At 50.0% G+C, this 26011-nt stretch carries 15 protein-coding genes and 1 rRNA gene; 3 read left to right on the top strand and 13 right to left on the bottom strand.

The genetic code is table 11. From position 1 onward, the window contains the following. Positions 1-128: 128 nt before the first annotated feature. The gene (locus tag LLG46_05465; protein ID MCE5322751.1) at positions 129-731 is read left to right on the top strand and encodes an IMP cyclohydrolase; all 603 of its coding nucleotides are present in this window, start codon (positions 129-131) and stop codon (positions 729-731) included. 54 nt (positions 732-785) lie between these two features. Here LLG46_05465 and LLG46_05460 read toward each other — a convergent pair whose 3' ends face one another. The 4 genes from LLG46_05460 to LLG46_05445 form a co-directional block, all read right to left on the bottom strand. Beyond that, the gene (locus LLG46_05460) at positions 786-1463 is read right to left on the bottom strand and encodes a hypothetical protein (protein ID MCE5322750.1); all 678 of its coding nucleotides are present in this window, start codon (positions 1461-1463) and stop codon (positions 786-788) included. Next, on the bottom strand, positions 1453-2019 hold the full coding sequence (locus LLG46_05455) for a hypothetical protein (GenBank protein MCE5322749.1): 567 nt from the start codon (positions 2017-2019) through the stop codon (positions 1453-1455). The genes LLG46_05460 and LLG46_05455 overlap by 11 nt, the downstream gene beginning before the upstream one ends. An 86-nt stretch (positions 2020-2105) precedes the next feature. Beyond that, complete coding sequence (locus tag LLG46_05450) at positions 2106-4301, bottom strand: hypothetical protein (GenBank protein MCE5322748.1); 2196 nt, start codon at positions 4299-4301, stop codon at positions 2106-2108. A 102-nt stretch (positions 4302-4403) separates the two neighbouring features. Further along, the gene (locus LLG46_05445; protein MCE5322747.1) at positions 4404-5417 is read right to left on the bottom strand and encodes an Lrp/AsnC family transcriptional regulator; all 1014 of its coding nucleotides are present in this window, start codon (positions 5415-5417) and stop codon (positions 4404-4406) included. A gap of 244 nt (positions 5418-5661) precedes the next feature. Here LLG46_05445 and LLG46_05440 point away from each other — a divergent pair, with 244 nt between their 5' ends. Continuing rightward, entirely contained in the window at positions 5662-5841 is a 180-nt protein-coding gene (locus LLG46_05440; protein ID MCE5322746.1) for a zinc-ribbon domain-containing protein, read from the top strand. 71 nt (positions 5842-5912) lie between these two features. Here LLG46_05440 and LLG46_05435 read toward each other — a convergent pair whose 3' ends face one another. From LLG46_05435 to LLG46_05400, 8 genes are all read right to left on the bottom strand, one after another. Next, positions 5913-6947, bottom strand: coding sequence for a glycoside hydrolase (locus LLG46_05435; GenBank protein MCE5322745.1), 1035 nt, complete (start codon positions 6945-6947; stop codon positions 5913-5915). A gap of 149 nt (positions 6948-7096) precedes the next feature. After that, a complete protein-coding gene (locus tag LLG46_05430; protein ID MCE5322744.1) occupies positions 7097-7717 on the bottom strand; it encodes a prepilin-type N-terminal cleavage/methylation domain-containing protein in 621 nt (206 codons plus the stop codon). A gap of 254 nt (positions 7718-7971) precedes the next feature. Further along, positions 7972-11052, bottom strand: coding sequence for a beta-galactosidase (locus LLG46_05425; protein ID MCE5322743.1), 3081 nt, complete (start codon positions 11050-11052; stop codon positions 7972-7974). Positions 11053-11222: 170 nt separating this feature from the next. Next, a complete protein-coding gene (locus tag LLG46_05420) occupies positions 11223-13448 on the bottom strand; it encodes a beta-galactosidase (protein MCE5322742.1) in 2226 nt (741 codons plus the stop codon). Positions 13449-13471: 23 nt separating this feature from the next. Beyond that, positions 13472-15688 carry a beta-galactosidase gene (locus LLG46_05415; protein MCE5322741.1) on the bottom strand — a complete coding sequence of 739 codons (2217 nt, stop codon included), beginning with the start codon at positions 15686-15688 and terminating at the stop codon, positions 13472-13474. Beyond that, entirely contained in the window at positions 15689-18724 is a 3036-nt protein-coding gene (locus LLG46_05410) for a beta-galactosidase (GenBank protein ID MCE5322740.1), read from the bottom strand. A gap of 9 nt (positions 18725-18733) precedes the next feature. After that, the gene (locus LLG46_05405) at positions 18734-21760 is read right to left on the bottom strand and encodes a beta-galactosidase (GenBank protein ID MCE5322739.1); all 3027 of its coding nucleotides are present in this window, start codon (positions 21758-21760) and stop codon (positions 18734-18736) included. Further along, complete coding sequence (locus LLG46_05400) at positions 21761-24784, bottom strand: beta-galactosidase (GenBank protein ID MCE5322738.1); 3024 nt, start codon at positions 24782-24784, stop codon at positions 21761-21763. 341 nt (positions 24785-25125) lie between these two features. Here LLG46_05400 and LLG46_05395 point away from each other — a divergent pair, with 341 nt between their 5' ends. Then, positions 25126-25818, top strand: a complete 693-nt coding sequence (locus LLG46_05395) for a prepilin-type N-terminal cleavage/methylation domain-containing protein (GenBank protein ID MCE5322737.1) — start codon at positions 25126-25128, stop codon at positions 25816-25818. Positions 25819-25892: 74 nt separating this feature from the next. Here LLG46_05395 and rrf read toward each other — a convergent pair. Continuing rightward, a 5S ribosomal RNA gene (rrf, locus tag LLG46_05390) occupies positions 25893-26008 on the bottom strand. Positions 26009-26011: the final 3 nt, after the last annotated feature.

Genomic DNA, 26011 nt, shown 5'->3' with positions numbered 1-26011 from the left:
TTGAATCACATACTCATAGATTCTCAATATTCCAGGCCGACTCCTGCAAAAAGACCAATAAGTTTGACAGCGTATCGGCTGTGATGGTACACTTTGCACTGGTTGCTATATGCGCGAGGAGGATGAAAGTGTACGTTGGAAGAATAGTTGCGGTCGGCAAGACTGATAAGCCGTTTGTGGCATACAGAGTCTCATCGAGGTCGTTTCCAAACAGAGTGGCCAGGATCACCGGCATCGGAGCCGCTATACAGCCGCTTGACCCGGAGGATATGAAAAAGAACCCGTATATCGCATACAACTGCATCCGAGTATCGGAAAAAGGCACAGTCGTATCAAACGGGTCTCACACTGACCCGATTTTTGAAAAGATTGAAGCAGGCATGGCTCCCGATATGGCTCTGCAGACAGTGCTTACTGAAATGGGATTTGAAAAAGACGAATACAACACTCCTCGCATTGCAGGCGTGGTGACCGACACGGTCGGATATATAGGAACTGTGCGCGCGGATGGAGTGGAAGTCTCCAGCTTCGATCTTGAGAATAACTCATGCCATGTCATCTGCACGTATGAGATGGACAGGGTCGAGAGCAAATGCTATCCGTTCGTAGCCGAAAATGCATCTGATGCCGCAAAATATGCAGTGGACGGCGGAATCTTTAAAGAACTGGAAAAGCCGATCTGCGCCGCCGCATGGATGGACGAACTGACGGTTTATAATCCGCACGAATAAACTCAAAGCCCTCATCCATTAGTGGAAGAGGGCTTTGCACAATTTCTTTTCTTCTCAGTCGATAGTGAATGGATTGCTGCAGAGTGAACCATCGGTATAGGTGGATTCACCCTCAGCATATCCGTCGGCAAAAACAGCAAGCAAGTCTGCCGGAATATATCCCTTTGGGTCATTATGGCTTGCCGCCGTCTTTGCTGCGTCCAGCAGCGCTTTGGAAAATGTTATATCGCCCTCTCTGCTGTCTTTGATGTCTGCTTTATATTGACGCTTGGCAAGATCGAGGCCGTTGATTGTTACAAGCCAAGGCATCGATCTGATTGCCTCAAACAACTGCCCGCCTGCAGCCATCCGGCTAACGCTGTCTGCATCCTTGCTGTCACGAATACTCTCGATGTGATTTATCAGCATGTTTGCATATTTGCTCGGCTCTATCTGCTCGAGAGTACCTTCGACCTGACCGTCCTGTTCGGCTGATAATGTCACACCAACTTGTTCCTCGGCAAGAGCCAAACTCTCCGCATACTTAAGCGTTTCGACGGCAAGCATTGCTTCCGTGCGAGGCATGTTGTCTACCTCCCCACAGGTCTTAGTGGCTGCGGGAATTATATACTGCTGAATAATCGCCTTTCTTTGCTGAATCTGTTCGAGACGACTTGGAGCGGTCGTTCCCTCGCTGCATATGCTCGCTAATACTGCCATAATGATATATAGTGTTAGTTGTCTATGTCTCATCACTGCCTCCGGACGGTTCTTCATTTGCAGTCTCCTCGTCGACAGGCTCTTGCATATCCAATGCCACTTTTTTCTTCCTTGAGGGTCTCGACCAAAATGTCAGCATCACCACACTCAACAATATGCAAACCGCGAACCCAATGTTCATCAGTCCGATAATGCCGGAGTATTTGTCCATGACCCTCGCTCCGGCAAGAACTGTGATTTTGTCGAGTTCAGCCTTTGTGATCGGCACAGGACTCATGCCTATCGACTTCTGCATCTTCACATAAGAATAAACAGTCGCAAACCACAGCGCAAAAGTCTGCTTATGTTTTTCCGCATCCTTAAAAGCCTGATCCCCGTTCTTGAGACCGACCAAATTTGCTGCCCAACCCGTTTTCTCAGAGAGCTGCGGCAGAGGCGGCTTCACAGGAAGAGTTATCAACTCGACAAGATCACCGAGCGCATCGACATCACTGCTGTCATGAATATTTGCGGCTATAGTGCGTGCTTTGGACTCGCGCTCTGAAGCTATTTTTCTGGCATCCAGAACCACCATGACGCGTCCAATCATACAGCTAACCGCACACAGCATAAAAAACAAACCCAGCCTCAACAAATACCTCTTCATCCCGTTTCCCTTTCGTTGTTTTATATGACTCAACGGCTTTCAGCATAGTTGTTAAAATCACAGGAGTATTTCCACCAATTATTCTGCTTGCCGTCTGAATTGACACCGGCCTTATTGGGCAGGTGCTGCAGCCACCAAATGTGATGGAGCCGCATGTCGCCATAGCCCCATTCGCTGCAGTTCACCAGCCGCTGGGTGACGTCCCCCAGCAGGTTCGGCCAGTTATACAGCCAGTCGTCACATGTGCTCCAGACATAATTTGTGTTGCCCCAGTCGTAGTCAGACTCACTGTTAGGGGCATAATGACAAATACCGCATGCGGCCTGGTCGGCCTCGATCTGATCGTACATCCTGAATGCGTCCCAGTTGTTAGTGACGGGCCAGGTCGGAAGCCACCAGTCTGTCGGTGAATAGACATGGCTCATTACACATTCAGTTCTGTGGCAGAAGTCTTCGAGCATGCAATCGACATCGCGCTCGTAATTAAACCCCATCATCACGAAATTGCGCCCTGCCTCGGAGACGGTGTAGGTTCCACCGTTCACGAAGAACGGGTCAGGGCCCGCCATAGCAGCCTCCCAACCGGCAAAGCCCGACGGTGCGCCAAAGAAGAATACCTCGTCTATCTCATCATTAGCGATGCGCTCGGCAATGGTATACGGCTGATTGTGCGGATATGTGGTGTCTGAGATCAGGCGGTAGTAATCGGCTGTGCCCTCATGCATAGGATCGGTCTCTCTGTTCATCCATGCGTATACATAGTCGTCAGCACTATATTGAAAACCATCCTCGAAGTACGGATGATAGTCGGCATCGAACCAGTCAACTATCTCATAATTGCACCAGCCTTCGCTTGCGTCATAAAGATCGCCAATGTAACCCTGAGCAATAAGATATGGGTCGTTCCAGCCAAAAATCTCGTGCGTAATCATATAATCGTATCCCGGACAGATGGGATCGAAATTCACAGCCAGAACACGCATCGTCCTTGGTTCGTTGCCGTCGCTGTCGAGATTAATCAGGTCCGACGCCTGCCTTATGCGAATCGTGCGATGTTTGTTGCTGTCATACCCGAGGTATATGCTCGATATGCCTGTGACGATGGCTTTATTATTCTCGGCAATTGCATTTCTCTGCCATACGGGGACACCTGTGATATCTATCTTGACTCCGTCATATTCGCCGTCGCCGGTCAGGGACGAACCGTCAGAGATATAGGCGTAATCGTCATCTTCGCTTACACCGGTGATTTTGCCCGCAATTCGGACCAAAAGCCCTACATTATTGAGACCCACGCCTTCATAGACGCCCTGCTGTCTGCTGAGGCTTCCTCCACCAAGAGAACGCGTTGGCATGCATAACGGCTCAGTCGTACCCGAGACACCGCGCAACCAGACTGAAGCATCGATATACATCTCGCCTGTGTCGGGATCAGTCTGGACAGTTCCCGATACATATGCGCCTGCATCTATGCTGGGCAAGACTCCGCTGTATCTGACCTGAATCCCGGTCGGAATGAGACTGTCCTGAACATAGAAGCAGTCCTGTGACTCGAACGATGCACTTACATAACCGTAAATTTCCACCGTTTCATCATCATCGAGTAACTTCACCTGACCGACCGGAGTGGTGTTGTGCACAGTGGAGTCGAGCACTGTCAGATTCTTGATGTCGATGAAATCCTGACCAATGCCTGCCCAATCGGTTCCCCAGAAGTTGATTGCTACAACCCTTGACAAATCGAAATCATCATCATCGGGCCACTCAGCCGTGAAGCCATCATCCGTGCAGGTAATCCAAGTCGGGTAATGCGGATCAGGACTCGGTCCATAGGATATGCCGAGGCCGCGCTGGTAGCCGTTGATATCAATGAGAGTGATGAAGATAGGCGCATCAGCATATGGGTTGGTGTTGCCGTAGTCCTGACAGTAACGTGCTGTGTATTGAATGACGGTCTCGTCAGCCGACATGTCCACATATGGACCATAACCCGCTTTTACCAGGTCCACGTTCGGTCCCCAATAATATCCGGCAGCGCCATTTCCTGTAGTCAAATTTTTGCGCACAAAGCCGCCGTCTTGGTCGCTTTCAAAACTCGTATAATCCGTTATCGCGTCTCCCAGCCCTATATCTATCTGTTGATCGAGTGGAATATCGACCAGGGTAGCGGCATGAGAGCACACACTCATTATGAGTAGTAGACTGATTGTTATCCAATTGCGCATTTGGGATCACCTTTCTTGACCATGACATGCAAGCTTAAATATGCATGCGTAGTTTAGCCCAGGTTTGTTCAATAGTCAAGAAATAATTGATCTGTTAAGGCACTATGGGAAGTAGATTACACGCTGCTTTTTGTATTCGTTGAGAGTTGTGAGAACTAGGTGGTCGGCATTTGTGGATATTGTCACAAGGTCGGCAACGATCCTGTCGAGTTCTTCCTGGGACCTGGCATGGATCATTGTGTATATGGAATATGGCCAATCGGGATATGTGGGACGCTGATAGCAGTGGCTGACACTCGGATGTTTAGAGAATCTTATACCGACCTCATCTATCATATCCGGTGAAACAAACCAACAGACCATCGCATTGAACGTGTATCCTGCCATACGATGGTTGAGAACGGCTCCGTAACGGCGCATTACTGAATTTTGAAGTAACCTGTGCGCAACGTTCAGCAATTTGTCCTCAGGTATGTCGAAAGCATCTGCAAGACAGGCAAAAGGTCTTGATACAAGCGGCAGGTCTGTCTGAAGCGCACGGACGGCTGTTTTGAAGTCTTGGTTTTCCATATTGATGGGAATAGCGCTCACACACCGACACTCTCCGCCGGAAGAGTCAGGAGTCTGCTTTCTGCTCACCGCTCCCTGTTCTCCTCCGCTCATCTTCAAAATAACACCTATCTTGAATACTTTTACGTTAGGAAGCAGCATATGGCTCATCACGCCATCGAGTGATGTGAGTGTAGCAAGCTCGGCATGAAGATCACATTCGGGAGGAACTGTCAAAGTGAACCAGAGGTTGTAGTCAGAGTCACGGCTGTAGCAGTGACTGACACTATCGTGCATGGATACTCCGGCTGCAACACGGTCAAGTAATTCATCCGATACCTTGAAAGCGATAAGTGCGCTGTGATATCCCAGCGCGGCCGAATCGAAAATCGCGCTGATCTGCCTGATTATTCCACCGGACTTCATCCTCGCAATCCGAGCCAGCACATCATCCTCATCAATCGAGAGCATTTTGCCGATCAACTCGAAAGGAGCCGGATAAAGCGGAAACTCAGCCTGTGTCAGGTCCAATATGCGTGTGTCGATATCATCCGTTGGTATCTTCATCTGTTATATCATAACATATATAGCAATCTTTCCCGTCAACAGCAGATGTCGATCAAATAATTATCCCAAAACTCGCAATTGCATGTTATAATAATAAGACAACGCTTCTGTACCCGGGTAACATTCCGGGCCTGGGAGCCGGGCTCAAAGATATGGCAACAGGAAAGTTTAGTCCTTGGGTACCCATCTCGAAAAGTCCTTTCGTTCCACAGAAGTCATTAAAACATACCCAGGGGGTAAACAAGTGTCCCAAGACAAAGAAATCAAGTGCAAGGACTGCGGTCAGAATTTTATCTTCACCGCAGGCGAACAGGAGTTCTTCCAGTCAAGAGGTTTCAGCGAACCGATTCGCTGCAAGTCATGCAGGGAGATCCGCAAGTCCCAGAAGAATGACGGCGGCTTCAGAGGCGGTGATCGCTGGTAATTGCTCTCATACTTGATGTATGACACGGAAAGGCCGTCTCTAAACAATGTTTATGAGACGGCCTTTTTTACTCAGCCTTTTTGATAAAACCACCTGTAATCCATACGAGCCAGCTTCAGGTTCGAGTTATCACCATTCCAGTATGTAAGCAAAACCATATCGTCCAGCGGTGTGATGCTGGTATATGCAAATCCCCATGATGTTGCATCGCCGTCATCAACAACTTTGATATTCTCCCAGGTCTCGCCATCATCCCTTGAAATAGCAGAATTGAGTGGGCGACGAGCTTTCTGGTTGTTATTCCAAATTATCAGCAGATCACCTGTCTGAGGCAGCCTCTTTATGCTCGCCGGAGCAAGCGGCGCTTCCAATTGCTCTATAAGCTCTGGCTTGCTCCAAGTCTCGCCCTGATCTGTTGAATATGCTTTCGCAACATAGCCGAGGCTGTTGCGTATCCACATCATGATCCTGCCGTCTGCAAGCTCTATGACACCGGGTTCCTGCGCGCCATCCTTGTTTGTCGGGTCAATATCTCGGATATTGACATAATTCTTGCTCGCGCGCCAACTGTCACCATTATCATCCGATATCAATGTGAATGCAACGAATGGGCGATCGTTAACCCATCCGTCAAATCCGGCACCAAGTATGCGGCCACTCTTTAGCTGGATCAATCGTCCATTGTTCATCCCGGTATAACCAGAATATCCATCCGGCGTCTCGAACTTGATGCGAGGCGTCCAAGTTTTGCATTCATCACTGGACTTTCGCAAGAAAATCGAGCAGTCCTCCATAGAGTCTTTGCTCAGAGACGACATCAGTATCTCGCCATTGGCAAGGCGCAGCAGAGCAGTGGAAAAAGTGGTAACCTTGCCCTCGTTGGGAACAATCAAGCGGTCATTGCCCCAAGTCCTACCGCCATCGGTCGAAGTCTTGCCCCAAACCTCCGCAAAATTAAAATCGCCGCCGCCGCCGTTCCATCTGCCGTATGCCAGCAGAAGACTGCCGTCATTGAGAAGAATGATGTCACCCTCACCGTTTCTTGGATGCTCGGGTGAATATGGAGCCACGACCATATATTCCGGCTCCGGGATTGCTTCAGACATTTGAGTTTAACTCCTTGTTGTCAAAATGACGCTTTCCACTTCGTTCTGCAATTATGCTCGCATGTCCTTCAGTATAGGGGAATATGGGTTGAAAATAAAAATCCCTCCAGCTATTTAGGCTGGAGGGATTTTACACGCACCAATAATAATTAATCTGCCTTTAATCTATGATTGGGCAACCATTTCTTTGCTAATATTTCTTTTAATAACACAGGCTGCGTCTTATATACGGCATGACCATCACAATAGGCTAGATTGGCTCCTTTGTAGTGAGTTATACCTACCGGATCAGAATCCAAATCCTCCCACGCAGTATTACCATCGTTGCTACGTTCTTCTTCAAGAAACATCATGATCTGACTTGCACGACCACTAGTATCAGCTGACAAATTTTGTGTTTGAAGATCCTGGTTCATTCCATAGGTAACTTCTATATGATACTTGGGGTAAAGAGTAGGACAACGAAATACTTCTACACTGTTTACATACTTGAAAAGGCTTCCATTTTCCGCATGCCAATCGGACGCTCCACTAGGCCCAACTCCGCACCAGGTATGGGCACCAGTTTGCGGTTGGGTTAATGGCATTTTGCCATTGTTTGCATCACAATACATAAAAGCACCAGTTGCAATTTGCTTTAGATTACTCAAACATTTTGTGGCATTAGCATGTTCTTTTGCATTCGTGTAGACGGGGAACAGTATCGCCGCAAGTATGGCGATAATAGCGATAACAACAAGCAACTCAATTAAAGTAAACCCTCTCCTCATAGCAGATTCCTCCTAGGCAAATATTATTTGCCCGCCCACAGTGCGACTGCCAATATATCTTGACCGCTTTGCCAGAACTACGGTGTTTCTTGATGTTGCAATTGTTATTGCATCGCACCTACATATACATTATGGGTTGATTTCAGTAACTTGTCAAGGGTAAATATTTTCTTTTTGCATGTAACAAGAGATATTTACCCCATCTATATTATTAGACGAAAAAACTGATGGTCAGGTTCAACTCTTAACGCGCATTATTCACGAGAAACGTGAATGATGCGCGGCCCGGACCCGAAATATGCTCGACAAGCATAATTCGGGTTAACTCGCAGCAGCTTGATTTCAAGAGGCTGCAGCTTAATAGTACCGGACACCTCTGCGCCACTCAAAACATCAACTGCACCTATACTTTTACCCTTGTCGGATAACCCTAAACTTACAGGCTCGTTTAGATAATTGCATAGATTGACCAGGATTCCACCAGCAGTTGCGACCTCTTTCCATTCGACACCCCATACGGGATCAGATTTGTCGTCTACAAGCATTATCCTCGGTGCAATTCCCCACTCCGACAACTGCGACAGGAACCGGGCATGGAGGTCGCGCTCACTTGTTACACTCGGAATGTATGCGATCCTCTGCGCGTCAAGACTTGACGACCTCTTCTTGTCATACTCGTTATATGCGAGAGTGTCATCTCCGCCAAGGATTACTATTCGGCCTCTGTACGCCTGCAGAGTCTGATATGCCGCGTCAGATAGATGCTTAGCATAAGGAATCATCACAACCTGAGCAGTCGGCACAATTCCAGCTTCCAATTGGCGCTCGGTAATATAACCTATCTTTACTCCACAAAAGCCCAGAGCCATGTATGCTTTCTTTGAACATGTATCATACGGCTCGCCATCATAGACCATGGCAGACGTATCATGCAGGATCAGCACCTGCGTTGGAGCCTGCTGGAGTGCGGTGACCTCATCTGCAGCCCGGTTCAGATCACAATTGGTGATGCCGACGGCCTCCGCACACCCCGGACGGTGCATAATGCTGGCTGCAAAGTCATGCGTCCTGTCATATATGCGCTCCCAAACCCAGATGGTGGTCGCGCTCTGGCCATGGATCGCCTGCTGCCACAATGCTGCCCTGACCACACTGCCAGGAATATACCGCGTGTCTCTGTCGCCGATTATGTGGTTCTCAGAGTCGAACACCGGAGCATCCTTCACAGACCGCTGGAGGTCTTCGCCCCTTGCATTGGTCATCCAGCTCTGAGCAAACTCTCCACCGCCAAAACTCGGCCAGTTCACGGAGTCGTTGCCGTTGATATCATTTACCTGGCCAATGAGGTATGGATCGTTGCCGCTCTGGGGATCAGCATAACCCAATAGGGTCGGTGTCTGGATCTTCATATGCACGGGCAGGTTTGGCGCAATCTCATGCACCGCATCCGCAAGCATCTGATACCAGCTTGCAACAAACTCCTGGTTCCACCGCACACAGTCCAGCCACCTGCCCATAGGGTTCTTCTCGGTCTCACAAGGCGCATACGGCAGCTTTATATCCTCGAAACACGCATAATCAGTGCCCCAGCGATCATTCAGAGTCTTGATATCGCCATGTCTATCCTTTAGCCAGACATGCCAGTCCGCATTGGCATATTCGGAGTTGTCGCCGTAGGAAGTCGGTTCGTTCGCAACACAGATACTGTGGAGAGCCGGATGATCCTTGATAAACGGAATCAGCGCACCCACATGCCGCTTTATCATCTCTCGACAAACTGGGTCACGGTTGATATAGTGCATCCAGGCATTCTTGGAATTGCTCTGCATCTTGTCCTTGACCCATCCCGGAAGATAATGCGGGCTGAGCAGCAGATTTACGCAGACTCCAGACTTCTGCGCTCTATCCAGCAATGTCAACAAGTCGCGCGCAGGCTGGTCATTTACTTTATTCTCCTCGGGCAGAGTGCTCGATGGTCCGACCTCGATCTGGATTATATTAGTCCCATAATTCGGCCACTTCTCCATATCCGCACGCACCTGACCGAAATGGCCATAGCCGGTAAAGAATACGGGACGCATCTCGCGCCCGGATTTACCCGGTGTCACTGTCGGAGCTATAAAAGAACTGCTCTTTATCACCGGGCGAGCATCACCCGTCCATCTCGGAACGCAGGCAAGAGCACGTTTACCCGACAGAGCTTCGGATATCTCCTTGTCCAGCTTTTGCTCGATAGAATCCATGTCGAAAAGAGCTTCGGATGCGCGCTTGACTTCGTTCTTATCGACATCCTCTTTCGCATAACCGATGAAATTTTCCAGCACCGTATAGCTCACCATTGGGTAAGAAATATCTTGACCCTGGGTCTTTAGCTGTTCAAGTTTTGTCATCAAACTTGGCAATACTTGCTCAAGGCGCTGCAGACCAGCTCTGGTATATGACTGAGAATAGAACCTGACAGTGGTCCCGGCTGAAGCAAGTTCCGTGTCACCGTCAAGGATGCGTAAGGTTACGACCCTTGGCGTATATTTTGCGCTGCTTGAAGTGCCGCCGACCATTATCTGCACCAGCCCAGGCTCAAGCCTTACACTTTTTTTGATGCTCTTTTTGGATATTGATGCCTCAAGAACGGCATTTATGCTTCTCGTAACGTTCAACAAGAAAGGCACGCTGAAGCTTCCATCGGTCAGAAGCTCCATATCCCGGCTCTCAGGCCACAACTGGAGTATATACGCCGTGCCGTTGGGAACTTGGTCATAGGTTGCATGATCGCTCTGTTCGAGCTTGAAGTCGTCGAGCCACAGACCACTTGTCGGAGATTCGGATTGAACGTATATGCCGAGATTGCCTTTGTCGGCATTATCGGGAGTAAACGTCATAGAAAACGGCCGCCAGATGCCGCCGGTCGACTGAAGAGTCACTCTGTATCGCCAGCCCATGCCCGCACATATCGACGACACACCGGGACATTCTGACTTGACCCAGGCGCTCAATGTATACGGTTTGCCCGGCTCTACGGCAACAGTCTTGCCGTATGATAGAAGCCCTGTGTATGGCGATTCAAGAGGAGTGTTATTCGTGATCTTGAGCGAGGCAAACCCGCTGACGGCAGTCGTCTCGTCCAATGTGCAGGTCGTATCGGCAGACCATCTCGTGCCCCAATTCCACCACTTGGCCAGCCCTTTTCCATTCGGCAGCTCAAAACTGCCGTTGGATATCAAATTTGCGTTCGCCTTGGCCGATTGCACACCAATGGACGCAAGGTTTACGTCAGCGCCATATGCGCATGTGCATACTCCACACAAAGCAACAAACGTGGCAAAGAAACGATACATCAAATACCTCCATGTTCTTCTTCAGCTTCCGCCAAGTGCTATTATGTAGTAAGCAGTTGAGCTTGTCAAGGAAGCATTCGACCAGTAAGGCCGATCAAAAAAGGCGGCGATCTCCAAATCGCCGCCTATCAACTGTCTGCTTTCCACTTTCAGCTTCCCACTGCCCCACTCTACTTCTTTATCTTCAACAGCCGCACGTCAAGAGGTTTGAGTTTTATCACCCCTGACACGGCTTTGCCCGTGAGGACATCTACTGCTTTGACATCTTTTCCATTGGCGCGCAGCTTAATTGTCACGGGAGTGGTCAGATAGCTGCACAAGTTGACTACCCTGCCAGTGGCAGTTTCTGCTTCACGCCACTCCACTCCCCATATAGAATCACCCTTTTCATCCACCACCGTCGTCTTCGGGCCAACTTTCCACACAGCAAAGTGTGTCTTAAGCACCCTGTATATGTCCTTGGTCTTTGTCTGCTCCCTGATGAAAGGCACTATCTCACCTTTAATTGTCTCCGACCTTTTTTTGTCGTATTCGTCGTATGCAAGGCTGCTGTTGCCGATCATCATAACGTGGCCCTTGTACTTCTTGAGTGTCTCAAAAGCGGCGTTCGACAGATGCCTGGTGTTTGGAATAACAAGCACGCCGGCCTTGGGCACTATGCCGTCCTCCAACTGCCGCTCAGTGATGAACCCTATCCTCATGCCCATAAAGTTGAGCGCGATATAGGTCCTGAAGAGGCTGCTGTCGCTGAGACCCTTTTCATAGGTGGCGGTGCTGGTCGACTGCAAAATGATTACCTGCTCGGGAGTCTGCTGAAGAGCTGTGACCTCATAGGCCGCACGGTTCAGGTCAAGGTTTGTTATGCCGACCGCCCTCGCGCATGATGGGCGCTGCATGAAGTTGCCGTAAAGTTCGGTCTTTGGATTGATTGCGCGCTGCCACAGCCATATAGTGGTGGCACTCTGCCCATGTATGGCCTGCTGCCACAAAGCCGTGCGGATATGCTCGGCAGGCACGGCAGTTGCGTTGCCTTCCTCAACTATATGATTTTCAGAATTGAAGACGGGGGCATCTTTTGCCGACCTCTGCAAATCGTAATACATATTGTTCGACAGCCATGCGTCCGTATAATCATCCTTGTTCCCAAAATCGTAATTGTTGGAACTGTCGTTGCCGTTGATCTCGAATATCTTACCATAAAGATATGCGTCATTGCCGCATTTGACCTCGCTCGAAGCTCCAAGTGTAAAGCTCTGGACCTTGGCATGCACAGGAACATTCGGCGCGACCTCATGGACCGCATCGGCAAGCATTTTGTGCCATGCAGTAAAGAACTCTTCGTTCCAGCGGACAAACTCTACCCACCTGCACATGGGCTGTTGGGCTTCCTGTTCATTAAATGGGTTCGGCACAGTTATCTCGTCGAAGTCGGCATAACTTGTCCTCCACAGGCCATTTAGGGTTGCGATGTCTCCATGGCGAGCTTTGAGCCAGGCACGGAATTCTTCATTTGCATATTTGCAAGGCTCCTCGACATTGCGCGGCTCATTCGATACGCATATGCTGTGCAGGGCCGGGTGATCCTTGATCGGCTCGACAACAAGCTTGACATAGCGTCTGAGGAATTCCTTACACTCGGGAGCATGCAGACACATAGGCAGGAAATATTCGCGCTGTTTCCTGAGTTCGGGATACTTATTGAACATCCACTCCGGGAAGTAATGCGGGCTGAGCAGGAGGTTCACCGCCACACCCGCCTTTTTCGCCCTATCAAGAGTCTTCAGCAGGTCCGGTGTGACATCTTTCACCTTTCCCTCTTCGGGAAATACGATCATAGGACCGGTCTCGAACTGGATCATATTGATGCCGTAGTTCGGCCATTTTTCGATGTCGTCCTGAACCTGGCTGAAGTGGCCGTAGCCGTTAAAGAACACCGGTCGCATCTGACGAGTGGATTTACCCGGAACCTTTGTGGGCGCAATGAACGAACTGCCCTTTATTACAGGTCTGGTATCACCTGTCCACCTTGGGACAATGGGGAACTTGAGCTTACCGGCCAGAGCAAGCGATATATCAGACTTGAGTTTGCGCTGGATCCACTCAAGCTCAGAGAGTTGATCGACAGCACGCTTTATATCGCCGTAATCGGTCTCTTCCCTGGAATATCCAACAAAGTTTTGCAGCACAGTATAGCTCACCATAGGGTAAGATATATCCTGGCCGCGCGATTTGAGTTTGTCCAGATTGGCCTTTATGGGAGGCAGAGAGTCCTCAATTGCCTGCAGTCCGGCCTTTATTGTGGCAGCCTGAGTGTTGTCGGCCTTAGCCTCGTCCGCATAAGACACAGTTGAACATGACAAGCATAAAGCTGCCATAATCAATAGTAATCTGTGCATATGTCTGCCTCCCTCTCGCGTCATTATTTGACTCTCAACAGCCGGACTTCAAGAGGCTGTAGTGTTATTTGCGCCGATACAGGTTTGCCGCTGAGAACCTCAGTCGAGCAGGCTGGTTTGCCGTTATGTATGAGTGTGACAGTGACGGGCGTGGTCAGATAGTTGCACAGATTGACCACCGTGCCGTTCGATGTTTTAGCTTCACGCGACTCAACACCCCAGACCGTGTTTCCGCTTTCATCCACAACTTTCGTATTCGGAACGACATTCCATGCGCTCATTTTTGAAACCAGAGCGGCTTTAAGCTCCTTTGAGCCTGTACCTGCCCTCGTAAACGGAATCACGTCACCGGAAAGTTTCTCCGACCTGGGCTTGTCGAACTCATCATACGCCAGAGACTCATCGCCAAGCATTATGATGTGACCCTTATACTTCTTTAGGGCGTCAAATGCGGCGTTGGAAATGTGCCTGGCGTTCGGTATACACAAAACGGATGTTGTCGGGACTATACCGGCCTCCAGCTGACGCTCTGTCACGAAACCTATCTTGAGGCCGGTGAAATTGAGCGCTATATACGTCCTGAACATACACCTGTCGAACTCTTCCTTGTCATAGATAAGAGCGCTGGTGTCATGCAAAATCAGCACCTGCGGCGGAGCCTGCTGCAGCGCAGTTACTTCGTATGCCGCGCGGTTCAGATCAAGGTTCGCTATACCCACTGCCCGCGCGCAGCCCGGCCGCTGCATTATACTGCCGTACAAATCACTCTTTTGGTCGAATGTGCGCTCCCAGACCCAGATTGTGGTCGCACTCTGGCCATGGACCGCCTCCTGCCATAAAGCAGTGCGAATATGCTCCGGCGGAACATATCTGGTCTCGCGATCACGAATGAGATGGTTTTCGGAATTTTCAACCGGAGCATCTTTCACAGACCTCTGCAAATCGTAATATATGCCATTCTCCAGCCATTCGTTGGCGTAGCCGTCGTCACCGCCACCGAAAGAATAATAGCAGTTGCTGTCGTTGCCGTTGATATCGGTGATCGTGCCATAAAGATATGCGTCATTGCCGCACTTAAGCTCACTTGCACAGCCAAACGTGGCACTTTGAACTTTGGCATTCACAGGCATATTCGGTGCAACTTCATGGACCGCATCGGCAAGCATCTTGTGGAAAGCAGTGAAGAAATCCTGGTTCCACCGGACAAAATCAGCCCACCTGCACATAGGCTTTTCGGCCTCAGCACCAGCGAACGGGTTCGGGACCGTTATCTCATCGAAAGTGGTGTAACTGGTGCCCCAGCGGCTGTTCAGAGTGGCGATATCACCATGGCGGTCCTTGAGCCATGCATGGAACTGCTCGTTCGCATACTGACAAGGCTCCTCAACATTGCGCGGCTCGTTTGAAATGCAGATTGCCTGCAGCGCAGGATGGTCCTTGATCGGCTCGACAACCAGCTTGACATAGCGCTTGAGCAACTCCTTAGTCTCAGGAGCATGCAGGCACATCGGGAAAAAGTATTCGCGCTGCTTTCTGAGTTCAGGGTATTTCGCGAACATCCAGTCCGGAAAATAATGCGGGCTGAGCAGGAAGTTTACGGCCACCCGTGCCTTTTCCGCCTCGTCAAGGATTTTCAAGATGCCGGGGGTCGGATCACCCAATTTATTCTCTTGGGGAAACACGACTGTCGGACCGGTCTCGAACTGAATTATGTTGGTGCCGTAGCCCGTCCATTTTCCAACAGACTCGCAGACCTCTGAAAAGTGACCGAAGCCGTTGAAGAATATGGGTCTCATCTCGCGGCCCGCTTTACCGGGCGTCGTTGTCGGGGCAATGAAAGAACTGCCTTTGATTACCGGACGAGCGTCGCCCGTCCACCTGGGCACGGCGGGAAGCTTGCATTTGCCGCTCAATGCGCCGGATATCTCAGATTCGAGCTTACGCTTCATCCACTCCATGTCCGTCAGAGCATACGATGCCCGCCTGACTTCGTTCTTATCGACATCTTCTCTTGCGTAACCAATGAAATTTGAAAGCACGGTATAGCTGACCATCGGATATGAGATATCCTGGCCGCCGTCTTCCAGCTTGCAAAGATCTGCCTTTATGGACGGCAGCGACTTCTCTATGACGTCCAGACCCACCTTAATCTGATCCGCACTCTTTAGCCCAGGCTCGACTGCAGCGACAGCCGGACAAACAAGAAATAACGCTATGACTGCTAATAATAATCTGCGCATTTATTTTCCTCCAACCTGTTCGATCTTTACCAGCCTGACTTCGAGAGGCTGGAGATTTATGACACCTGTGACTGGCTTGCCGGTGAGTATATCTATCACCTTGACAGTCTTACCGTTTACCGATAGCTTGACATCCTCCGCGTTATTGAGATAGTTGCAGAGGTTGACTATGGTTCCATCAGCAGTATTTGCCTGGAGGTACTCCACACCCCATATAGGGCTGCCCTTGGAGTCAGTCAGTTTGACATGCGGCTTTATATTCCAGTCAGGCAGCTTGGCCAGAAGTGTTGTCCATAGGCCGTCAGCGTAAGTCTTGCCCGGCACGTAGTCGATTTTCTGAGCATGCAGCTTGGTCTGTCTTGGCGAGCTGTACTCGTTATACGCAAGTGGATCGGCTCCCAAAGTCACCAGCTTGCCTTTATATTTCTGCAATGTCTTGAATGCCGAATCGGACAAGTATTTTGCGTTGGGGATAAACAGCACAGGTGCCGTAGGAGCAATCCCATCCTCCAACTGACGCTCGGTCACAAAACCGATCTTTACCCCGGTGAAACTCAGAGCCATATAAAGCTCCATCGCGCATGTGCTATAGTCAACGCCGTCAATGGTGAGAGAACTGATGCCATGCAGGATCTGCACCTGAACAGGGGCCTGCTGGATCGCAGTGACCTCATATGCTGCTCGGTTCAGATCGTAGTTAACGATCCCCACAGCCTTTGCGCAGGCGGGACGATCCTTTATGTTTCCGTAGAAAACGCTGTCAGGATCAAGCGTGCGCTCCCAGAGCCATATTGTGGTGGCGCTTTGGCCGTGAACCGCCCCCTGCCACAGCGATGACCGGACTTGTGAAGCTGGGACATATCTGGTGTCTCTGTCGCCCATAATGTGGTTTTCGGAGTTAAAAACCGGGGCGTCCTTGACCGACCTTTGAAGATCGTAACCTCTGGCCTGAGTCATCCAGCCCTGCGCATAATCACCTTGGCCGAAATTGCACCAGTCCATGGTGTCGTTGCCGTTGATGTCGCTTATGGAACTCATCAGATATGGATCGATGCCATACTTGACACCGCTGGGATCAGAAAATGTATAGGTCATGGCCTTTGCATGGACCGGAACATTGGGCGCTATGGCATGGACAGCGTCGGCAAGCATCTTGTGCCATGAGGTGAAGAACTCCTGGTTCCAGCGGACAAAGTCTACCCATCTGCCGGTCGGGGTCTTCCAATCCGCGGCAAACAAGTTGGGGAGCATTACATCATCAAAACTTGCGTAATCCATCTTCCATCTGGAATTGAGTGTGGCTATATCGCCATGACGACTTTTTAGCCATGCGCGCCATTCACTCGCGGCATATTCGCACGGTTCTTCGACATTGACCGGCTCGTTGGACAGGCATATGCTGTGCAGAGCCGGGTGATCCTTGATCGGCGTGACAATGATCGAGACATACTTCTTGAGCAGTGCCTGGCCGTCCGGGTCGTGCGTGCAATATTGTATAAAGCTCTCGCGCTGCTTCTTCAGATCGGGATATTTCTCATACGCCCACTGCGGCATATAGTGCGGGCTGATAAGCAGATTGACTGCCACACCGGCCTTTTGACCACGGTCGAGCAGTTTCAACATCGACTGGGCGGGACCGTCGTTGACCACCCCGTCGGATGGGAAAACATCACTTGGAGCAGTCTCGGTCTGTATGATATTCGTGCCGTAATACGGAAACTTCTCCACCTCATTCTGGACCTGGCCGAAGTGACCATACCCGGTGAAAAACACCGGACGTATCTCGCGGCCAGGCTTGCCGGGAGTAGTAGTAGGAGCAATGAATGAACTGCCCTTCACGACCGGGCGTGTGTCGCCTGTCCATCTTGGAACGGCGGGGAATGTAAGTTTGCCCGCGAGAGCATCGGAAATATCGGACTCAAGAGAGGTGAGTATGGTCCTCATCTCGTCTGCCTGCTCGATCATACGCCTGGTATCGCCATTTTCATCGTCCTCACGTGCATAGCCGACGAAGTTTTCGAGCACGGTGTATGAGACCTGAGGATATGATACATCCTCGCCGCGGGCCTTAATAAGCTCCAGATCGGCCTTAAGGACCGGCAGTTTGCTGTCTATCTCATCAAGGCATGCCTTCGCATATTTTGCGGAATAGAATCGGACATTTGCACTTGCGGTGGCCACCTGCGCATTTCCCTCGACCAGGCGGAGATTGACCTGTCTCGGATCAAAATTGGCGCTCGAAGCCAGACCGTCCACATCTATCTGATATATGCCCCTCTTCAGGCTGACCGACCGGTCGATGCGTGATTTGGATGTAGAGATGCTTGCTACAAGTATGCCGGAAATGTCTTTGGGAACGTAAAGAACAAACGGAACAGTGAACTTACCTTCTCTCGTCACCTGCATATGGCGGCTCGCCGACCACAATCCGATGCTTCCCCGCAGTTCATCGGGCACAGCGGCAAATGTGGCGCGCGGACCGGCTTCGAGCTTCACATCATCGAGCAATATGCCCCTTGTCGCGCTCTCGATCTGAAAATACATATTAAGCTCTTTGCTCAGATCACCTGGAACGAACGTCATCGAAAAAGGCTCCCACTTGCCGCCTGTCGACTCAAGGGTCAGCCTATACTGCCAGGCATTGCCCGTAATTATCGAAGCAAGGCCGGGTTCGGTCGTCTTTGCCCATGCACTGATTGTATAGGGCTTACCGGGCTCGATCTTTATCGCATCCGACCCGGACAACAGTGCGGTGTATGCAGCCTCCATAGGCGTGGTGTTAAGGAACTTCAGTGACTTTTGACCACTTGCAGCCGATCCGGTCTCCACCACACAGCTTGCGTCTGTGTTGTTCGAGTTCCAGCCCCAGCCGGTCGGCAGAGAGTTATCTACGATCTGCTCGAAGCCGCCGTTTGTGACCAGATTGGCGTTTATGCTGTTTGGATTGACACTTATGGCCGACAGCTTGACATCGTCTGCATAAACACAGCTGCATGCTGTAGCCAACATTGTTGCGATAACTAGAAGCTTGTACACGTTTTCACCTCATATCCCGCGGGCTTTGTTGTTTACTTTGACCAGTTTATATTCAAGAGCCTCAAGCCGAATAGTTGATACTTTCTGGCTTGTAAGCACATCCAAAGCTTGTATATCAATTCCTTTTGACCGGAGCCTGACGCTGACAGGCTTGTTCAGATAATTGCAAAGGTTGATCACCGTGCCATCGTCCACAGCGGCCTCTTTGGATTCAACTCCCCAAACCGGGCTGCCATCTACATCGGTCACTTCGATTTTGTTGCTCACGCCCCACTGCGGCAGTTTGGCAAGCAGCAGCTTCCAGAGGTCGCGGGCAGTTGTCTTTGTCGGGATATACGACATCATCCGCGCAGGAATCATCTCTTCCCTACTCTGACCATATTCATTACATGTAAGCAGCCCATCGCCAACCATCACCACACGGCCATTGTAGTTTTGCAGTGTGCGGAATGCCGAATCGGACAAATGCCTGGCGTTCGGCACGAAAACTACCGGCGCGCTCGGCAATATGCCGTCTTCCAACTGCCTCTCAGTGATGAAGCCTATCTTGACGCCGCAAAAGCCCAGAGCCATATATGTCTTGATCGAGCATGTGTCATAGCTTTCGCCATCCAGCACCGATGCGCTGGTGTCTTGCAGTATCTGAACCTGCACAGGAGACTGCTGCAGAGCTGTGACTTCATATGCCGCACGGTTGAGGTCCAGATTCACCAAGCCAGCAGCTGCAGCGCATGCGGGTCGGTGCATTATGCTGCCGGCGAAGTCATAGAGCCTATCGAATGTGCGCTCCCAGACCCATATGGTTGTGGCGCTCTGGCCATGGATGGCTTCCTGCCAGATGGTTGTGCGCACCTGCTCGCCTGGAATATATCTGATCTCCTTATCGCCTATCGGATGGTTCTCTGAATTGAACACAGGCGCATCCTTAACCGACCTCTGGAGGTCATGACCCCTGGTATGCTGCATCCAGCCCTGCGCGAACTCGCCGCCGCCAAAGCTGTACCAGTTCATACTGTCGTTGCCGTTTATGTCTGTCGCCTGGCCGTATAGATAGGCGTCATTGCCGTAATCTGCATACGAATAATCCAGCATCGTAAAGGTCTGTGTCTTGGCATGCACGGGTAAATCAGGCGCAATCTTGTGAATTGCATCGGCAACCCACTTGTGCCAACCCTCAAAAAATTCATCGTTCCAGCGGACACAATCAAGTCGCCTGCCCGCAGGATTGTTGGCATCTTTGTCCATATAAGGCAGCTTGATCTCTTCAAAGCACGAGTAGTTTGTCCCCCACCGGCTGTTTAGAGTATTGATATCACCATGGCGTTCGGCCAAATATGCATGCCAGTCACGAACGGCATACTCGGATGCATCGTCCCTGTAACTCGGCTCGTTTGTCAGGCATATGCTGTGCAGAGCCGGATGATCCTTTATGACTGGGATCAGCTCCTGCAAATAAGCAAGGGTAAAGTCCCGACACTCTGGTGAACGCAGATAATGATCAGGGTCACCTCCGCGGGCACGTATCTTTGCTGCATCCCACGTTGGAATCCAAGGCAGGCTTATCAGCACATTTGCTGCGACCCCTGCCTTTTGAGCGCGATCCATTACTTCCTTGATCGACTCGGCATGACCGGCATCGACCCTGCCCTCCTCGGGGAATACACACCATGGACCTGCTATGATTTGAACTATATTGATGCCGTAGTTGGGGAATTTCTCGATATCTGCCTGCACCTGGCCGAAGTGACCGTAGCCCGTGAAAAACACGGGGCGCATCTCGCGTCCGGGCTTGCCGGGCGTCACCGTCGGCGCGATGAACGAACTGCTTTTGATAACCGGACGGGCATCCCCTGTCCAGCGATGGACTGCTGCAAATGTGAGTTTACCCGCCAAAGCCTGAGAAAGCTGCTCCTCAAGCTGTGACTCCATCTTCTCCATATCATAAAGCTGCAGCACTGCACGCCTGAGTTCGTCCTTGTCCGCATCAAGCTCGGCATAGCCCGTAAAGTTTTCCAGAACGGTATAGCTCACCATAGGATAGGACACATCCTGCCCGCGCTTCTTCAGCTCACCCAGATTCGCTTTAAGGGTGGGTAGTTTCTGCTTCAACGATTGCAGATGAGCCTTGGTATACGCATATGAATGGAACTGCACGCTTGTCGTAGCCGAAGCAAGTTCATGCCTACCCTTAATCGCACTGACTTTGACTATCCTCGGCTGATATCCTGCGGTATTTGATTCCCCGTTTACGACAACCTGATAGACACCAGGCTTCAGGCTCACTCGCTGCGTAATACTCTTCTTGGGCTGAGAGAGGCTCACATTAATCGTGCCCTTAAAAGGCTTGGCGACCTTGAGAGCAAACGGCACGCTGAACGCGCCGTCAGTCATCATCTCGACATTCTTATTCTCAGGCCATAACGCAACCGATTCGCTCGACCCACCCGGCAGCGCATCGTATGTGGCACAGCTGCCTTCTTCGAACTTGACGTTATCAATCCATAGACCAGTCGTCGGGCTCTCTATCTGCACGCATACATTGAACGCCTTATCGGCATTGTCCGCCGTAAATGTCAATGACACAGGCTTCCATTTGCCGTTGGTGTTCGGCAGCATCGCACGGTACCGCCAAGCTTTGTCACCTGTGATAAACCCGAGCACCGCATCATTCGTTTTGACCCATGCGCTCAGAGTATAGGTCTTGCCCGGCTCGATCGCAATGTCTTCAGCCATCGACAACAGCGCAGTGTGACCCGGCTCCAATGGGACAGTGTTGGTTATCTTCAGGCAGCGCCGCCCGTCAAAAGGCGAACTCTCATCAACGACACATGTTGCGTCAGTGTTGTGTTTGCCCCAGTTCCAACCTGAATGCATGCCGTTAGCGTCCAGAATCTCAAAGCCGCCGTTGGACAGCAGATTGGCATTAGCCTTAGCCGTCTGCACTTTCACGGACGTAAGGCGCACGTCATCGCAGTATGCCATCGAGCATAATGTGCAAAGCAAAAAAATCGCAGGCAGCAGTATCCTTTTGGTCATTTATTTGTCCACCACCCTAAGGAGTCGTGTTTCGAGCGGCTGAAGCTTGATTACTCCCGATACACTTTTACTCTTAAGCACATCAACGGCCTTTACGCTTTTTCCTTTTGAACAGAGCTTAATCTTTACCGGTTCATTCAGATAGTTGCACATATTGATAAGTGTACCGTCGGATGTATCGACTTGACGCCATTCCACTCCCCATACATATCCGCCCTTTTCATCCAGCACCTCGATGCGAGGACGTAGACCCAGGTTTGTCAATTCAGATGATACCGACTTCCAGAGATTGCACATGGTCGTTGTCTTGTTATAAGGTATTGATGTGAATGAGAGCCGGTCAACCCTAGGTTTGTCGTATTCATCAAATCCGAGAGACTGGTCGCCAAGCATCACTACTTTCCCTTTGTAATTCTTCAAAGCTTCAAATGCGGCATTCGAGAGACGCCTGACATCCGGCACAAAGAGCACCGATGTCTTGGGCATAATGCCGTTCTCCAACTGCCTCTCAGTAATAAACCCTACCTTGACACCAGAAAAGTCCAGAGCAGTATAGAGGTCCTTCAAACATGGCTCATATCTCCTCTCGCGATATGCCATCGCGCTTGTCGAATATAAAATTTCCACCTGGAAAGGAGCCTCCTGCAGAGCCGTGACCTCTCTGGCGGCGCGGTTCAGGTCACAATTGACTATTCCGACAGCCCTGGCGTCCGCAGGCCGATACAATATGCAACCGTAAAACGGCCTCGCCTCAATATCTGGAGCATCTGCAGTCTCCCAGACCCATAGAGTGGTCGCACTTTGGCCATGGATCGCCTGCTGCCACAGCGCCGTATGAATGTGTCGGGATGGAACTTCCCTTTCATCAAATTCCCACATTATATGATTCTCAGAATTGTATATGGGAACGTCCTTCATCGACCGCTGCAAATCGTATGTCAGAGCGTTCGAGAGCCACTCACCGGCAAACCGCTGCTCACCGTATGTATACATGTTGATGCCGTCGTTGCCACTTATATTCATAATTGACGAATATAGATATGGATCGTTGCCGTAAATAACCTCGGGTGTTGTCCACATGGTCGTCGACTGAACCTTGGAATGCACCGGCAAATTCGGCGCAATGGCATGAACAGCATCGGCCAGCATCTTGTGCCAACTCGTGAAAAACTCCTGGTTCCAGCGGATGTAGTCGGACCACATGGGCGTCGGGATTTCGTGTTCCAGCTTGAAAGGATCAGGCAGCTCTATATCGTCAAAACTTGCATACTGCGTTCCCCAGCGGCTATCGAGCACATCAATGTCACCATGACGAGCCTTGAGCCATATACGCCATTCGCTCGTCGCATACTCGCACGGCTCCTCCTCATTGCGAGGCTCATTGGAAAGACATATGCTGTGAAGCGCAGGCTTGTCCTTGATCGGGTTTACTATTAGTGCTATATGCTCCTTAAGCAGTTCCATGCCTTTTGGAGAGTGAGTGCAATATTGAATGAAACCCTCACGTTTTTTCCGCAGTTCGGGATACTTGGTGAACATCCAGTTGGGTATATAATGAGGTGATAGGAGTAGATTGAGTGCTACTCCTGCCTGCTGCGCCCTGTCGAGAGTCTTTGCAATATTGAGGCCGAGATTCTTGGGATTGCCCTCTTCCTTAAAAACATCCATAGGCACAGCTTCCATTTGGATGATGTTTATCCCCATATTCGGAAACATTCCTATGTCCGATTGGGCAAGGGCAAAGTGACCATATCCATTGAAAAAGACCGGACGCATCTCGATTCCGGGGTTGCCGAAGGTGGTTGTCGGCGCAATAAATGAGCTTCCTTTTATGGTAGGCCGGGTATCACCAGTCCACTTTGGGACAGATGGAAATACAAGCTTGCCTGCTAATGCCTGATTTAGGCCATCCTTTAACTGCTTCTCAATTCGATCCATATCGGAAAGCTGCGAAACCGCTCGCTTAATCCGGCCTGCATCCGCATCGGGTATTGCATAGTTGATTGAGTTTTGCAGCACCGTGTAGCTCACCATAGGATATGAGATATCCTGCCTGCAAGCCTTTAGCTGTTTGAGCTTTGAATTGAAAGATAACAGTTCCTGTTTTAGAACCTGCAGGCGGGACTTTACATATGGTGTCGAAAAGAATTGAACATTAGCATAAGCTGAGGCTGTCAGTTTATTTGATTCAAGAAGTCGCAGCGATAGTTTCCTCGTCCCATAGCCGGCACTCTCCGAAACACCGTTGATGACTATCTTTGAGAACCCCGGGTTGATGTCCACATGCTTTGAAAAGTGCTTGCCGGACATGTCAGTCTTAACTACTCCAGAAAAAGCCCTGGAAGCATATACTAAAAAGGGAACACTGAAAGCGCCCTCGGTCATTATCTCTACGTCTCTTTTGTCCGCACATAGACGTATGTCTTTGCTTGAACCGAGACTCGGATTCCCAAGAGATGCGCTCGCACTCTGCTCAAGCCGTATATCATCGAGCCAGATACCGTCCGTCTCACCCCTGGAGAGTATACTGATCTCAAAGTTCCTTTCCTTTTCTGTCGGAGTGAAAGTTAGCGACACGCGCTCCCACTTGCCGTTTGTCGCGGGAATGATGATGCGATATTGTAGATTCTCGTTGCCGAATATCCGCGTGAAACCGGGATTATATGACTTAGTCCATGCGCTGAGTGTATATTGTTTGCCCGGCTCAAGATCGACTGGCTTGGAAATTGATAAATCAGCATTGATACCAGCATCGGCGGGAGTGGTGTTTGTTATCCTGAGAGATATTCGTCCGTCCAGAGCCGATGTCTTGTCGACTATGCAGGAAGCATCGACATCCCCCTTGTTCCATCGCCATCCGCTGGGCATGCCGTCTGCACCCACCTCTTCGAAGCTGCCGTTGGAAATCAGATTGACATTTGGTTGGATGGATTGGATGTCGATAGATGAAAGACTTACTTCATCGCCCAGTGCACATGTAATTAGAGTAAATAAGATGAGGGGAAGGAAAAGAAGACGATACACGAAATACCTCCATGTAGGGCTTGTTATCAGCAGATTATTGCCTTGCACGAACTTGTTACGCTGCCAGGAATCCTATCCGCTCTCTCAGTGTGTCATATTGCTGAGGCTTTGTCAATATGTTTGAAGCCGACAAACAATGACCCTTGACAATTTGCTACAAGCAACCCATAATACATTGATACACAATTTGATGCGCTAATTGTATCGTATTATAGCACAATAAAACATATTCAAACACATCATGTAATTAGCACTGATCTTGCTGGCAGGCCTTTCGGACTGCGGGTGGGCCGGTCTGATATCTCAAATCAGGCAATTGTTCACGAAAATAGGGATCAACGATGGGGAGAGAGAATCAAGGTTTCACACTGATCGAGCTGCTGGTCGTTATTGCCATTATAGCAATATTGGCAGCAATGCTGTTTCCTGTTTACACATCAGCCAAGCACACTGCGAACAAGACTAAGTGTCTCAACAATATGTCTCAGATCAGTAAAGCAATGAACATGTATGTTGACGATAACAATGGCTATACGCCAGCAGCATGGGATGTAGATAACAGTAATATGAATAGTTGGCTGACTTGCACTTGGCGCACCAGGCTTGAAAAAAAATACTTAAAAAACCATTCGGTGCTCTTGTGCCCAATTCCGGTATATGCTCCAATACAAGGCATTAACGATTCTTCAATAAAAGTCAATGGAGTGCCTGGTCCACTGATAACTGGTCATTATGGTATCAATGTCTATATCACAATGACAGATGATGCTTCTGCATATGTTGGATACAGGAAGTTGACAAGTGTTCCACTATTAAGCAGAACAATTCTTGTATCAGAAAACAAGGACGGCGACTGGTCTGCTGAACCTTGGACTAATGATGATACGGGTTCAGTCGGACAATTTTGGTATTATCACTCCAGCGGGTCTAATAAAGGTGGGAATTTCTGTTTTTGCGATGGTCATGTCTCGTTTATGACCGTGACAAAGACTCAAGAGCGGAATTTCTATTACTGGCGTATAATAAAAAAATAAATCGATTGTGCAATATACAATTTAGGTTGAATAATACAGGGGTTGCTCCAAATCGGAGCAACCCCTTAATTTAGCCCTGGCGACGATCTATTTTCCCGGGGCCTAACGCCCAAGTATTGTCGACCCTGGTGGGCTTAACTTCCGTGTTCGGAATGGGAACGGGTGGACCCCCACCGGTATGGTCACCAGGAAA

The organism is bacterium, assembly GCA_021371935.1.
Taxonomy (GTDB): Bacteria; Armatimonadota; UBA5829; order UBA5829; family UBA5829; genus UBA5829.
Note: the sequence above shows the minus strand (reverse complement) of the source record. Positions and strands in the feature narration are given on the sequence as shown.